A 13,366-nucleotide genomic window follows, 5' to 3' on the forward strand; every position below is an offset into this window, starting at 1 on the left:
GGTTACCACCAGTACTTGCCGAAGTTTTCCGGGTTGGCCCAGAACTTGGCGTTCAGCCAATCGGGGACCTGCTTGTACTCGTACAGGTCGTAGGTGTACAGGGTCAGCGTCTGGCCTTCGCGCTGGAAGCGTTCGCTGTTCTGCATGGCGAGGGCGAAGAAGTCGGTTTCCTGCCAGTCGCTGGCCTCGAGGTCGACCAGTACGGCGACCCGGCTGGCGTTCAGGTTGCGCACGCCCGCGAGCAACTGCAGACCGGTGCGCTGCGGCAGGTGTTCCAGGCAATCGACGAACAGCGCCAGGTCGAAGCGCTGACCGGCCAGTTCGGCGGGCAATGCCGCCGCCGGGCTGTGCGCCAGTTGGCACTGGGGATGGTTGTGGATGAAGGCCTCCACCGCCGGCAGCCGGCTGGCGCCGACCAGCAGCAAGCGCTTCGGCGCGTAGCGGGCGAGCAACGCGGCCAGGGCCTGCTGCGGGGTGCGGGGAGAAATCGGTTCGCTCATGGGAAAACACTCTCCTGGGATTCGCCAAGACTAGCCTGAAGCGCCTGCATGGCCTAGTGCTGGCGCTTTTTTCGGCTGGGGTCTTTACTCCCTATTTGTCGGTTACAACCGATCCACGAGGAGAGTTCCAATGAGCATCACGAGGACCGCTTTACCCCTGATTCTGGTCAGCGGCTTGCTGACCGGTTGCGCAGGGTTGCAGAAAAGCGACTGGCCGACCTGTGCGGCGGTCGGTGGTGTTACCGGCGCCGGCCTGGGCGCGATCGAAAGCAGCAGCTGGGCCGGCTGGGGCGCCCTGATCGGCGGTGGCGTCGGTGCCGCCTATTGCTGGGTGCACGGTGCCGGCGAACAGGTCGCGCCGCCGCCTCCGCAGCCGGTCGAGGAAGTCGCGCCGCCGCCTCCTGTCGTCAAGGAAGAAACCATTGTCGTGCGCGACCTGCACTTCGCCTTCGATTCGTCGAAGGTGGACGCCGCCGACAGCGAGAAGCTCAACGGCATCGCCGAACGCCTGAAAGGCGAGGCGGCCAGTACGCGCCTGAGTATCACCGGGCATACCGACAGCGTCGGTTCCGATGCCTACAACCAGAAGCTGTCGGAACGGCGCGCGAATGCCGTGGCGAACTATCTGATCGATGCCGGGGTGCCTTCGAGCATCATCGTCGGCGTGCAGGGATTGGGCGAAAGCCAGCCGGTCGCCGACAACAAGACTCGCGAAGGGCGGGCCGAGAATCGCCGGGTGGAAATCCTCATCAAGCGCGAATGACGCTGGCGGCACGGAGCAGAACGGGGGCGTCGAAGCCCCCGTTTTCGTTCATGGCTGGCGCCGCGGCGGGCTGGCGAGTATGTTCCCCCGCACACGATGTCTTGGGGGGAGTTCCATGAAAGCGTTTCTCGGGCTGGGCAAGCTCGTGACCCTGGTGTTCTGGGGCGCGGTGCTGGTCAATCTGCTGCATCCGTTCGCCTATCCGCTGAACTGGCTGTTGTCGATAGCCGGCGGCCTGATCCTGTTGATCCACCTGATCGAGATTCTCGTCCTCGGACGACGCCTGAAAGCGCGTGCGCATCCCTGGCTGGACCGTCTCCAGGTCTTGCTGTTCGGGGTCTTCCACATGCTTGCGTTGCCGGCGCTGAGCCCGGCCAGCGAGTTGCCGCAGGACAAGGAGGACGATCATGCGTAAGGCCATGCTCGGATTGTTCCTGGTCGTTCCCCTGGCCTGGGCTGGCGCCGCGTTTTCGGCCGAGGCGCCGACGGCACGCCAGCAGGGTATCGGCGGAACCGTGAAGGTTCAGGCGAACTCGGTGATGCGCCTGCCCAAGCGGGCCCAGGAGCTGCGCCTGCGCAGAGTGGAGATCGGCGAGGATGCCGCCCTGCTGATTCCGCTGGAGGTCAGCGTCCTGCGCATCGAGGAACTGCACATGGCGAAGAACGCCCGGATCGGCGTGGCGCCGGGCGAAGAGCGAATCAGCATCGAAGTCGTCAGCGGCCGCCTGGCCGATGGCAGCATCATTTCCGCGCCCGGCGCGACCGGCACCTTCCGGCAAAGCGCCGGTAACGGCCGCGACCTGACCTTGCGCTTGCAGGCGGTGGAGGTGGAAAGCCTGCTGCTGGACGCCCGCGGTGGCGTCGGCGCGCCAGGCTACGATGGCCTGGACGGGGCTTCCGGCAAGGCCTCCGGCTGCCTCTGGGGCAGCGCGCTGAAAGGTGGCGACGGCCAATCCGGAAGCGACGGCGGTCCGGGCGGGGCGGGCGGTCGGATTCGTCTGGAAGTGCCGGGCGATTTTCCTCTGGAGCGCTTGCAAACCCGTCTGCAAGGCGGCGTCGGCGGCGCCGGAGGCAAGGCCGGCAAACCGGGTGCGGCGGATAACGACACCGGTTGCTGGATCTACTCGGTGGATGCCGGTCGTGCGGGGCGCAGCGGAGAGGACGGCGCGAACGGCGCCAACGGCAGCGACGGCAGCCTCGACGTCGTGCGCTTCTGAGGAGCGGCCGGCAGCACGGCTGCCGGCGCATCGCCGGTTCAGAGGCTCGGGCGTGCCGCTACCAGGGCTATCAGCAACAGGCCGAGGAGCAGGTTGAAGCCGACGGTGCGGCGGATCTTCCCCAGCGCCTGCCCGCCTGCCGGCCAGTCCTGGGCCTGCACCGCGCGGCGCAGTTCCGGCACTTGCAGCGCCTGCACCCGCAGGAACAGTGCCAGCATGGCGACGTAGAGCCCCATCATTACCTGTACGTAGCGCGGCGCGCCGGCGAAACCGTTGAAGCTCAGGTGCAGCATGCCGACGCCGCTGATCGGTAGCAGGATCACCGCCGCCCAGACCCAATGGAAGAAACGGCGGAACACCTCCAGCCACAGGCCCAGGCGGGCTGGGGCCTCCAGCGCGGCGACGGCCGCCGGACGAAGTATCGTCCAGGCGAAGAACATGCCTCCGACCCAGACCAGGGCGGCCAGGACATGCAGGGCGTAGACGAGGGCGTAGGGGGTCATTCGGCGATCTCCGCTGGCGGTTGTGACGAAGCGCGTTATCATAGCCGCCCTGTCGAACCACTGAAAATTTATCCAGCTATGGCGCGCCGGCGGATTCGCCTTCCGCTGCGCGCCGGGCCCAGGAATTCCATGCTCAGCGCCGAACTCAAGTCCCAGATCCAGGGTGCCTACACCCGCTTTCTCGAAGCCAAGGAGCTGAAGCCTCGCTATGGCCAGCGCCTGATGATCGCCGAAGTGGCCAAGGCCCTCGGCGCGATCAAGGAGGACGAGGAGGGGCACCGCGAGGGCGAGCCGGCGGTGGTCGCGGTGGAGGCCGGAACCGGTACCGGCAAGACCGTGGCCTACAGCCTGGCGGCGATCGCCTGCGCCAAGGCCAGTGGCAAGCGCCTGGTGATAGCCACCGCGACCGTCGCCCTGCAGGAGCAGATCGTCCACAAGGATCTTCCCGACCTGCTGCGCAACAGCGGGCTGGCCTTCAGCTTCGCCCTGGCCAAGGGCCGCGGGCGCTACCTGTGCCTGTCCAAGCTCGACGTGCTGCTGCAGGAAGGCCAGGCGCAAAGCGCGACGGCGCAACTGTTCGCCGACGACGGTTTCAACATCGACGTCGACGAGACCAGCAGCAAGCTGTTCAATCAGATGATCGAACGCCTGGCCGGCAACCGCTGGGACGGCGACCGCGACAGCTGGCCGGAGGCGATCGACGACGCGCATTGGGCGCAGCTCACCACCGATCACAGCCAGTGCACCAACCGACATTGCCCGAACTTCCAGCAGTGCGCCTTCTACAAGGCGCGTGAAGGGATGACCAAGGTCGACGTGATCGTCACCAACCACGACCTGGTCCTGGCTGACCTGGCCCTGGGCGGCGGCGCCATCCTGCCCGATCCGCGCGAGACTCTCTACGTGTTCGACGAGGGCCATCACCTGCCGGACAAGGCGATTGGCCATTTCGCCCATTTCACCCGCCTGCGCGCTACCGCCGACTGGCTGGAGCAGATCGCCAAGAACCTCACCAAGCTGCTCGCCCAGCACCCGCTGCCGGGCGACCTCGGCCGCCTGATCGAACAGGTGCCGGAGCTGGCCCGGGAGATCAAGACCCAGCAGCAGTTCATGTTCACCGCCTGCGAAGAGATCGGCGATTTCCGCGCCGGCGAGGACATGGAAGGTCGCGAGCGGCCGCGTCACCGTTTCGTCGGCGGGGTGGTCCCCGAGCATATCCGCGAGATGGGCATCGAGCTGAAGAAAGGCTTCTCCAAGCTGACCGACCTGTTCACCCGCCTCACCGATATCCTCAAGGAGGCGATGGACGGCGAAGGCGCCGGCGGCATCGCCAGCCACCAGGCGGAGGAGTGGTACCCGCTGTTCGGTAGTCTTTTGGCGCGCGCCCAGGGCAACTGGGAACTGTGGACCGCCTTCACCTGCGAGGACCCGCAGGACAGCCCGCCGATGGCGCGCTGGCTGACCCTCGCCGAGAGCGGCAGCTTCTACGACATCGAAGCCAACGCCAGCCCGATCCTCGCCGCCGAGACCCTGCGCCGCAACCTGTGGAACGTCGCCTATGGCGTGCTGGTGACCTCGGCGACCCTGACCGCGTTGGGCACCTTCGACCGCTATCGCATGCGCGCCGGCCTGCCGCGCAACGCGGTCACCGCGGTGGTGCCGAGCCCCTTCCATCATGCCGAGGCCGGGGTATTGCGGGTCCCCGACCTCAAGGCGGATCCGCGCAACGCCGCCGAGCACACCGCGGCGATCATTCGCGAGCTGCCGGAACTGGTGAAGGGCGCGCGCGGCAGCCTGGTGCTGTTCTCCTCGCGCAAGCAGATGCAGGAGGTCTTCGATGGTCTCGACCGCGACTGGCGCAAGCGGGTGTTCATCCAGGGCAACCTGTCCAAGCAGGAAACCCTGAACAAGCACAAGTCGCGAGTCGACGACGGTGAGGACAGCGTGCTCTTCGGCCTCGCCAGCTTCGCCGAAGGCGTGGACCTGCCGGGGGCCTATTGCGAACACGTGGTGATCGCCAAGATTCCCTTCGCGGTACCCGACGACCCGGTGGAGGCGGCGCTGGCCGAGTGGATCGAGGCGCGCGGCGGCAATCCGTTCATGGAGATCGCCGTGCCAGACGCCTCGCTGCGGTTGGTCCAGGCCTGCGGGCGGCTGCTGCGCACCGAGCAGGACCGCGGCACCATCACCCTGCTGGATCGCCGCGTGGTCACCCAGCGCTACGGCAAGGCTATCCTCAATGCATTGCCGCCGTTCCGGCGGGAAATCGCCTGACGCGCTGATCTGCGCGGAGGGCGCCAGCCTTCACGTCCGAGCCGCATCGGGAAATTCCCGGCATTTGTCCATGCCGGGATGGAGTTAAGGAAAACAGGCTTCATGATCCGTTCGCGTTGGCATCTTCCCCTGCTTCTCGGCCTGCTCGCGGTGGCCGCGCCGCTGGCGGCGAACGACACCCAGCAGGTGCTGTTCAACTTCGTCAAGCCGATGGCCGTGGTCGGCATCACCCTGGAGGATGCCGACCTGCCCAGCGTGACGGCGGAGGCCACCCCGGAGGGCGACATTCTCCGTCGCGTCACCTTCAGCCCGGCGCAACGGCCCACCTTGCGCATGAGTCCGGCGCAGGGCCGTTGGGACTGGTCCGCAGCGGACTACGTGAGCCTGCGCATCCAGAACGCCATGAGCTGGGACATGACCCTGGAGGTCGCGATCGAGGGCGAGCAGGGTGCGCCGGGGTTGCAGGCATCCATCGAGCTTCCGGCAGGCCCGCCGCAGACCCTGCTGGTGCCGTTGCGGGCGGTTTCGCCAGAGGCTCTGGGCATGCGTGCGGGGCCGCCGATGCCGCAGATGGTCGAAGGCCAGCGGGTGCTGCTGGCGCCACGCGTGGAGGGCTCGCTGGACCGCGCCAGGGTCGGGGCGCTGAGCCTGTCCCTGCGCTCGCCGCAAGCTCCCCAGAGCATCCTGCTCGGACGTTTCGGCATACGCGCAGGGAGAGCGGTGGAGCGGAGCATCCTGACCGGCCTGATCGATCGCTATGGCCAGTACAGCCGCGCCGACTGGCCGGAAAAGATTCGTTCCGACGAACAGTTGCGCAGCGCCTATGCGGCCGAGGCCGCACAGCTCCGCGACTGGGAACGGCAGACACCGGCGCGCGACCGTTTCGGCGGCCTGCTGGGTGGGCCGGTGTTCGAAGCCAGCGGTTTCTTCCGCACGGAAAAACGTGGCGGGCGCTGGTGGCTGGTTACTCCGGAAGGACATCCGTTCTGGTCGCTGGGCGTTAATGCGGTGACCGCCGACGACGGCCGGACCTACGTCGAAGGACGCGAGCCGATGTTCGCCGAACTGCCGGCGGAGGGTGAGCCGCTGGCCGCATTCTTCGGTGAGGGCGACGACCGCCGCGGCGTCGCTGCGCAGGCCGGGCGGCGTTTCGGGCATGGCCGCTGGTTCGATTTCCTCGGTGCCAATCGCCAGCGCATCGCTCCCCAGGCGAGCGCCGACCAGCTCGCCGGCGAATGGCGCCAGCGCACTCTGGAGCGCCTCTCGGCATGGGGTTTCAACAGCCTCGGCAACTGGAGCGATCCGGCGCTCGCCGCACAGGCGCGGATGCCCTACAGCCTGCCGCTGTCGATCGCCGGCGACTACGCCACGGTCAGCAGCGGTTTCGACTGGTGGGGAGCCATGCCCGATCCCTTCGACCCGCGCTTCGCCATGGCCGCCGAGCGCGTCATCGCCATCGCTGCTCGCGACCACCGCGACGATCCCTGGCTGTTCGGCTACTACGCCGACAACGAACTGGCCTGGGCCGGGCGCGACGGCTCGGCCCAGGCGCGCTACGGCCTCGCTTTCGGAGCCTTGAGGCTGTCCATGGACAGTCCGGCGAAGCGCGCCTTCGTCAAGCAATTGAAAGCCAAGTACCTGCGCCATGAGGCATTGGCCCAGGCCTGGGGCATCGAGCTGGCCGCCTGGGAGGCCCTGGAGGCGCCGGGCTACGCGGCTCCGCTGCCGGGCGAGGGGCATCCGGCCATCGCCGAGGACTACAGCGCCTTCCTCCGGCTGTATGCCGACGCTTACTTCAAGACCCTGCGCGACGCCCTGCAATGGCACGCACCGAACCACCTCCTGCTCGGCGGCCGCTTCGCCGTCAGCACTCCCGAGGCGATCACCTCCTGCGCCCGGTATTGCGACCTGCTCAGTTTCAACCTCTATACGCCGTTGCCCGGGCAGGGCCTGGACGACTCCCTGCTGGCGCGGCTGGACAAGCCGGTGCTGATCAGCGAGTTCCACTTCGGCTCGCGGGATCGCGGTCCGTTCTGGGGTGGCGTCAGCGAGGCGGCCAATGAGCGGGCGCGCGGCGACTCCTACCGAACGTTCCTGGAGGCGGCGCTGAAGCGTCCGTATATCGTCGGCGCCCACTGGTTCCAGTACCTCGACCAGCCGGCCAGCGGGCGCCTGCAGGACGGCGAGAACGGTCATATTGGCCTGGTCGGGATCACGGGCTTGCCGTTCGCCGGTTTCGTCGACACGGTGCGCCGAAGCAACCTTGCCGCCTTGTCGCGACTGTCGGCGATGGCCAGCTCCATGCCTGCCGTCGAGCCTCCGCCGCCGCGCGAGGATTCAGCCGGTTCATGAGCGCGCATTCACCGCCGCCCGCTTGCGGCGAACCCCTCTTATGTCAGGGTTCACAAGGCCGCCGAGGGCTGGAAGAATGCTCCGACCACTTTCCCACCGGAACTTGCCCATGACGCCCCAAGGCCACTGTGACAGCCGTTTCGCCCCGCTTGCCGAGGCCTTCGCCCGGCTTTTCGACAATCCGCAGGAGCGCGGCGCGGCGTTGTGCCTGGAGGTCGGTGGCGAGACGGTGGTCGACCTCTGGGGCGGCGTCGCGGACAAGGACGGCGAGCAGCCCTGGCAGCGCGACACCATCCTCAATCTGTTCTCCTGCACCAAGACCTTCACCGCCGTTGCCGTGCTGCAACTGGTGGCCGAGGGCAAGCTCGAACTGGACGCGCCGGTGGCACGCTACTGGCCCGAGTTCGCCGCGGCCGGCAAGGCAGCGATCAGCGTGCGCCAGTTGCTCTGCCATCGCGCCGGCCTGCCGGCGCTGCGCGAGCAGATGCCGCCCGAGGCACTCTACGACTGGCAGGCGATGACCACGGCACTGGCCGCCGAGGAGCCCTGGTGGACGCCTGGCGAAGCGCACGGCTATGCACCGATTACCTATGGCTGGCTGCTCGGCGAGGTGATCCGCCGGGTCGACGGCCGCGAGCCGGGCGAGGCCATCGTGGCGCGCACCGCGGCACCGCTGGGCCTGGATTTCCATATCGGCCTGGACGACAGCCAGTTCGACCGCGTCGCCCACATGGCGCGGAGCAAGGGCAGCCTCGGCGACGCTGCCGCCCAGCGCATGCTGAAGACCATGATGAGCGAGCCATTGGCGCTGACCACCCGTGCCTTCACCAATCCGCCGTCGATCCTCACCAGCACCAACAAGCCGGAATGGCGACGCATGCAGCAGCCGGCCGCCAATGGCCATGGCAACGCGCGCGCGCTCGCCGGCTTCTATAGCGGCCTGTTGCAGGGACGTTTGCTGGAGGATGAACTGCTGGGCCAGTTGGCCCACGAACACGCGGTAGGCGAGGATCGGACCTTGCTGACCCGGACCCGCTTCGGCCTCGGCACCATGCTCGACCAACCGGGCGTGGCCAATGCGACCTACGGACTCGGCCCCAAGGCCTTCGGCCACCCTGGAGCGGGTGGCTCGATCGGCTTCGCCGATCCCGAGCGCGACCTGGCTTTTTCCTTTGTCAGCAACGCCTTGGGGCCGTACGTGCTGATGGATCCGCGGGCGCAACAGCTGGCGCGTGTCGCGGGGGAGTGTCTGTAATCCGTTGGTTAACTTTTAACCGCTTGTCGGCTCGACGCTAAATTTCATTGCCAAATAATGGCTTAGCGACACAATCTAAAGCGTCGTATGAGATAGGGCGTTGCCGGGGCAGTGGATCGACTCCGGCATCGCTGCGATGTGACCGGCGGTTGAGCCGAATGTTCCATCGGGCTCGCCTTCTTTCACTTCCAACGGACCCCGACGTATGAAACTGCTTAAGACCTCGACGCTTCTTCTCTGCATGACCGCCTCCAGCTGCAGCTATTTCCAGACCCAGGATGCTTCCTCGCAGCCAGCCAAGGCTCCGGCCGAGCAGGCTTCCAGCCATTCATGGTGGCCGTTCGGCAAGGACGACGGACAGACCGTCGCCAAGCAGGCCACGGAACAGAAGGCCGAAGCCGAGCATGTCGGCTCCAGCCACTGGTGGTGGCCGTTCGGCAAGGACGAAGGCGGTCGGGACGTAGCCGCCAAGGCTGCGGAGCAGAAGGCCGAGATCGCCGCGGCGAAGAAAGAAATCGCCGCCGCAGCCGAGCCGAAGGCCGCCAACCCCTGGTGGTGGCCGTTCGGCGCCAGCTCGGCGAGCAAGGCGTCGGGCAAGCCGGCACTGGTCCAGCAGAAGGTCACCAAGGAGTGGCTGGATACTCATGAGAAAGCCCTGCGCGAAGCGATCGCCGGTAGCGAGTTCACCCTCGAACGCCGCGACAACGCATTGATCGTCATCGCCCCCGCCGACTACTCGTTCAATCCCAAGCGCCACACCATGCTGATGCCGATCACCCTCAACCCGCTGGGCAAGGTCGCCAAGATGGCCCAGGCCGATCCGCAGAGCGGTATCCTGGTGCTCGGCCATACCGACAGCACCGGCAGCAAGGCGGTCAACGACAAGCTGAGCTTCGAGCGTGCCCAGTCGGTGGCGGCGATCTTCCGCCTCAGCGGCCTGAAAGGCGACCAATTGCGCCTGAAGGGGGTCGGTTCCGACATGCCGCGCGCGGACAACGCCAGCGCCGCCGGCCGCGCCCAGAACCGTCGCGTCGAAGTGCTCTATACCCAGCGCGCCAGCCTGCTGTCCCTGGCCCAGGGCAACTGAGCCGAACCGGGGCAGGGCGCTTGGCGCCATTGTCCCGGATCAAGCGCGAGGCGGAGTCTGCGGTTAAGCTATGGCGCATTTCCCCCTGGAGATGCGCCATGACCCAGTCCCTGGCCGATATGCGCCGCGAGTACACCCGCGATGGCCTCAGCGAGGCCAACGCCCCTAGCGATCCCTTCAGCCTGTTCCGCCAGTGGTTCGACGACGCGGTGAAGACCGAGCGCCTGCCGGTCGAACCCAACGCCATGACCCTGGCCACCGTCGACGCCGACGGCTATCCGCATTGCCGTATCCTCCTGCTCAAGGGCCTCGACGAGCGCGGCTTCACCTTCTTCACCAACTACGAAAGCGCCAAGGGCCAGCAACTGGCGGCCAATCCGCGGGCGGCCATGACCTTCTTCTGGCCGGCGCTGGAGCGTCAGGTGCGCATCGAAGGCAGCGTCGAGAAGGTCACTCCCGAGGAATCCGCCGCCTACTACCAGGTGCGTCCGCTGGGCAGTCGCCTGGGCGCCTGGGCCTCGCCGCAGAGCCGGGTCATCGCCGATCGCGCCGAGCTGGAACGGCTGCTCGCGGACACCGAGCGGCGTTTCGCCGACCAGCCGCCGAGCTGTCCCGAGCACTGGGGCGGCTACCGTCTCCTGCCGCAGCGCATCGAGTTCTGGCAGGGGCGGCCGAGCCGCCTGCACGACCGTCTCGACTATCGACGCCAGGACGGCGGCTGGTCGCGCGAACGCCTGGCGCCCTGAGTCCTCCATGTTCGAACTGGATTCGACGCTGGCGCAGCACATCGTCGATCGGGCGATGGCCATCCTGCCGCACAACATCAATGTGATGGATGCCCAGGGCATGATCATCGGCAGCGGCGATCCATCGCGCCTGCATACCCGCCACGAAGGGGCGCAACTGGTGCTGGCCAACCGGCGGGTGGTGGAAATCGACGAGCAGGCCGCCGCCTGCCTGCGCGGGGTGCGGCCAGGGGTGAACCTGCCGTTGCTGCACGCCGAGCGGCTGGTCGGCGTGCTCGGCATCACCGGCGCGCCGGAGGTGGTCCGGCCCTATGCCGAGCTGGTGCGGATGGCAGCGGAAATGCTCATGGAACAGCGCCAGATGCAGGACGAGCGACACTGGCAACGCCAGCGTCACGAAGCCTGGCTGCGCCAGTTGCTCGATCCCGGCCACGGCCTCGGGGCGCTGGCGGCCGATGCCGAACACCTGGGGCTGGCCATGCACTGGCCGCGCCAGGCGGTCTTCCTGGAGCTGCCCGAGCATGCCGATCCGCTGCCTTGCCAGGCTCGCCTGCTGGCGGCACTCGGCGGCCGGGCGGAGCACTGGAGCGCGGCGCTGGGCGAGCGCCTGGTGTTCTGGTGCCGGCCGGTAGCCCACGCAGATACGCTCGAGCACTGGCTGGAGCGCGCCGACGCGCGCGGCTGGGGCGTGGCGCGCCTGTGTGCCGGCGACCCGGCGCATGACCTGGCCGAGCTGCGCGCCTCGGCCTGCGCCGCGCGCGACCTGCTGGACTATGCGCGCAGCCGGTTGCCCGGTCGGCGGGTCGTGACCCTGGACGGACACCGCCTCGCCAGCCTGCTGTTCAGCCAGCGCGACAGTTGGCAGGTGCGGCAGCTGCTGGCGCCCTTGCAGCGGTTGCTCGACCACGATCCGCAAGGTTCGCTGGCCGCTACCCTGGAGTCCTGGTGCGCCCATGACGGGCACGCCCAGGCCTGTGCCCAGGCGTTGGGAATCCATCGCAACAGCCTGCGCTACCGATTGGAGCGCATCGCTTCGATCAGCGGGCTCGATCTCGCTCGCCTGGAGCACCGCCAGCAATTGTTGCTGGGGCTGCAATTGCTCGTTCCGCGCCGCGGGTAACGGGCGGATCAATCGATTCACTGTGCAGTCGCACAAAATGTTCCCCTTCCAGCGCCGTCTTCCTCTGGCCGTTGCACAAGGCGTGGCCGGTCCCGACGGAGCGAAAATGACCCGCCCCTGGGCGCCCATCCCACACCCATAACAACAAGGAGGCGGCTCATGACCCTGGTCCTGATCCTGCTGGCGTTGATCGCCTTTATCGTCCTGTCCACCACGCGACTCAAGCTGCACCCGTTCCTCGCCCTGCTGGCGGCCGCGCTGATCGCCGGCTTCGCCTACCAGGTACCCACGGCGGAAATCGTCAAGACCGTTACCGGCGGCTTCGGCAGCATCCTCGGCTACATCGGCATCGTCATCGTGCTCGGCACCATCATTGGGGTGATCCTCGAGCGCAGCGGTGCGGCGATCACCATGGCGGAAAGCGTGATCCGCCTGCTCGGCGAACGCTTCCCGACCCTGACCATGTCGATTATCGGCTACCTGGTGTCGATCCCGGTGTTCTGCGATTCCGGCTTCGTCATCCTCAACTCGCTGAAGAACGCCCTGGCGGCGCGGATGAAGATATCCACCATCGCCATGAGCGTGGCCCTGGCCACCGGTCTCTACGCCACCCACACCTTCGTGCCGCCGACCCCGGGACCGATCGCCGCGGCCGGCAACCTCGGCCTGGACGCCAGCCTTGGCCTGGTGATCGTGGTCGGCCTGGTGGTCGCCTTCGTCACCGCGATGGCCGGCATGTGGTGGGCCAATCGCTTCGTCGGCAAGGACATTCCCCTGGTCGACGACGGCCAGGTCGTCCAGACCGAAGAGGATTTCAGCGAGCTGCGTGCCCGCTACGGCAAGCTGCCCAGCGCGACCCAGGCGTTCGCGCCGATCTTCGTACCGATCCTGTTGATCTGCCTTGGCTCGGTCGCGGTATTCCCGAGCAAGCCGCTGGGCGAGGGCGTACTGTTCGCCTGCCTGAACTTCCTCGGTCAACCGGTGATCGCCCTGCTGGTCGGCCTGGCGCTGGCCTGCACCCTGCTCAAGGGCCAGAGCAAGCGCGAGGAATTCCATGAGCGCGTGGTGGAAGGCATCCAGTCGGCCGCGCCGATCCTGCTGATCACCGGCGCCGGCGGCGCCTTTGGTGCGATGCTGAAGATCACTCCGCTCGGCGACTACCTGGGCAGCACCCTGTCCGCGTTGGGCATCGGCCTGTTCATGCCGTTCGTGGTGGCGGCCGCGCTGAAGACCGCGCAGGGCTCGACCACCGTGGCGCTGGTCACCACCTCGGCGCTGGTCGCTCCGCTGCTGCCGCAGCTCGGCCTGGACAGCGAGATGGGCCGGGTGCTGACGGTCATGGCGATCGGTGCCGGGGCGATGACGGTGTCCCACGCCAATGACAGCTTCTTCTGGGTGGTCACCCAGTTCAGCCGCATGACCGTATCCACTGCCTATCGCGCCCAGACCCTGGCGACCCTGGTCCAGGGTCTCGCCGGTATGCTCGCGGTATGGCTGCTCAGCCTTGTGCTGCTCTGATTGAAGCGGGGCCGGGGACTCCCGGCCCTGT

12 protein-coding genes are annotated in these 13,366 nt (G+C 67.4%); 10 read left to right on the top strand and 2 right to left on the bottom strand.

Translation table 11 applies throughout. The features are described from left to right. Nucleotides 1-2: 2 nt before the first annotated feature. The gene (locus tag AC4OR5_RS20425) at nucleotides 3-500 is read right to left on the bottom strand and encodes a DUF6231 family protein (RefSeq protein WP_003086343.1); all 498 of its coding nucleotides are present in this window, start codon (nucleotides 498-500) and stop codon (nucleotides 3-5) included. Between the two features lie 130 nt (nucleotides 501-630). Between AC4OR5_RS20425 and AC4OR5_RS20430 the strand changes: the two genes are divergently transcribed. The 3 genes from AC4OR5_RS20430 (at nucleotide 631) to AC4OR5_RS20440 (ending at nucleotide 2,480) form a co-directional block, all read left to right on the top strand. Then, on the top strand, nucleotides 631-1,263 hold the full coding sequence (locus AC4OR5_RS20430) for an OmpA family protein (protein ID WP_003082015.1): 633 nt from the start codon (nucleotides 631-633) through the stop codon (nucleotides 1,261-1,263). 115 nt (nucleotides 1,264-1,378) lie between these two features. Next, nucleotides 1,379-1,678, top strand: coding sequence for a DUF1145 domain-containing protein (locus AC4OR5_RS20435; RefSeq protein WP_003086345.1), 300 nt, complete (start codon nucleotides 1,379-1,381; stop codon nucleotides 1,676-1,678). Then, nucleotides 1,671-2,480 (top strand): hypothetical protein, encoded by an 810-nt coding sequence (locus tag AC4OR5_RS20440; protein WP_024947758.1) that lies wholly within the window; start codon nucleotides 1,671-1,673, stop codon nucleotides 2,478-2,480. The genes AC4OR5_RS20435 and AC4OR5_RS20440 overlap by 8 nt, the downstream gene beginning before the upstream one ends. A 38-nt stretch (nucleotides 2,481-2,518) precedes the next feature. On the opposite strand, the gene AC4OR5_RS20445 is transcribed toward AC4OR5_RS20440, so the two are convergent. Then, complete coding sequence (locus AC4OR5_RS20445) at nucleotides 2,519-2,983, bottom strand: CopD family protein (protein WP_003082024.1); 465 nt, start codon at nucleotides 2,981-2,983, stop codon at nucleotides 2,519-2,521. Nucleotides 2,984-3,112: 129 nt separating this feature from the next. Between AC4OR5_RS20445 and dinG the strand changes: the two genes are divergently transcribed. From dinG to AC4OR5_RS20480, 7 genes are all read left to right on the top strand, one after another. After that, complete coding sequence (dinG, locus tag AC4OR5_RS20450; RefSeq protein WP_003086351.1) at nucleotides 3,113-5,257, top strand: ATP-dependent DNA helicase DinG; 2,145 nt, start codon at nucleotides 3,113-3,115, stop codon at nucleotides 5,255-5,257. Between the two features lie 78 nt (nucleotides 5,258-5,335). Further along, entirely contained in the window at nucleotides 5,336-7,609 is a 2,274-nt protein-coding gene (locus AC4OR5_RS20455; protein WP_079992392.1) for a glycoside hydrolase family 113 protein, read from the top strand. A gap of 109 nt (nucleotides 7,610-7,718) precedes the next feature. Further along, entirely contained in the window at nucleotides 7,719-8,864 is a 1,146-nt protein-coding gene (locus AC4OR5_RS20460) for a serine hydrolase domain-containing protein (protein ID WP_023094150.1), read from the top strand. Between the two features lie 205 nt (nucleotides 8,865-9,069). Further along, complete coding sequence (locus tag AC4OR5_RS20465; protein WP_491952847.1) at nucleotides 9,070-9,951, top strand: OmpA family protein; 882 nt, start codon at nucleotides 9,070-9,072, stop codon at nucleotides 9,949-9,951. 98 nt (nucleotides 9,952-10,049) lie between these two features. Beyond that, a complete protein-coding gene (pdxH, locus tag AC4OR5_RS20470; RefSeq protein ID WP_023107023.1) occupies nucleotides 10,050-10,697 on the top strand; it encodes a pyridoxamine 5'-phosphate oxidase in 648 nt (215 codons plus the stop codon). Between the two features lie 7 nt (nucleotides 10,698-10,704). Continuing rightward, entirely contained in the window at nucleotides 10,705-11,817 is a 1,113-nt protein-coding gene (locus tag AC4OR5_RS20475) for a CdaR family transcriptional regulator (RefSeq protein ID WP_003112517.1), read from the top strand. Nucleotides 11,818-11,976: 159 nt separating this feature from the next. Next, nucleotides 11,977-13,335, top strand: coding sequence for a GntP family permease (locus tag AC4OR5_RS20480; RefSeq protein ID WP_033984938.1), 1,359 nt, complete (start codon nucleotides 11,977-11,979; stop codon nucleotides 13,333-13,335). Nucleotides 13,336-13,366 lie beyond the last annotated feature (31 nt).

Source organism: Pseudomonas sp. YA1 (genome assembly GCF_058680555.1).

Bases quoted from the DNA above. Each gene is read 5' to 3' on its own strand.
- AC4OR5_RS20425 (WP_003086343.1), bottom strand. From the start codon at position 500: ATGAGCGAACCGATTTCTCCCCGCACCCCGCAGCAGGCCCTGGCCGCG.
- AC4OR5_RS20430 (WP_003082015.1), top strand. From the start codon at position 631: ATGAGCATCACGAGGACCGCTTTACCCCTGATTCTGGTCAGCGGCTTG.
- AC4OR5_RS20435 (WP_003086345.1), top strand. From the start codon at position 1,379: ATGAAAGCGTTTCTCGGGCTGGGCAAGCTCGTGACCCTGGTGTTCTGG.
- AC4OR5_RS20440 (WP_024947758.1), top strand. From the start codon at position 1,671: ATGCGTAAGGCCATGCTCGGATTGTTCCTGGTCGTTCCCCTGGCCTGG.
- AC4OR5_RS20445 (WP_003082024.1), bottom strand. From the start codon at position 2,983: ATGACCCCCTACGCCCTCGTCTACGCCCTGCATGTCCTGGCCGCCCTG.
- dinG (WP_003086351.1), top strand. From the start codon at position 3,113: ATGCTCAGCGCCGAACTCAAGTCCCAGATCCAGGGTGCCTACACCCGC.
- AC4OR5_RS20455 (WP_079992392.1), top strand. From the start codon at position 5,336: ATGGAGTTAAGGAAAACAGGCTTCATGATCCGTTCGCGTTGGCATCTT.
- AC4OR5_RS20460 (WP_023094150.1), top strand. From the start codon at position 7,719: ATGACGCCCCAAGGCCACTGTGACAGCCGTTTCGCCCCGCTTGCCGAG.
- AC4OR5_RS20465 (WP_491952847.1), top strand. From the start codon at position 9,070: ATGAAACTGCTTAAGACCTCGACGCTTCTTCTCTGCATGACCGCCTCC.
- pdxH (WP_023107023.1), top strand. From the start codon at position 10,050: ATGACCCAGTCCCTGGCCGATATGCGCCGCGAGTACACCCGCGATGGC.
- AC4OR5_RS20475 (WP_003112517.1), top strand. From the start codon at position 10,705: ATGTTCGAACTGGATTCGACGCTGGCGCAGCACATCGTCGATCGGGCG.
- AC4OR5_RS20480 (WP_033984938.1), top strand. From the start codon at position 11,977: ATGACCCTGGTCCTGATCCTGCTGGCGTTGATCGCCTTTATCGTCCTG.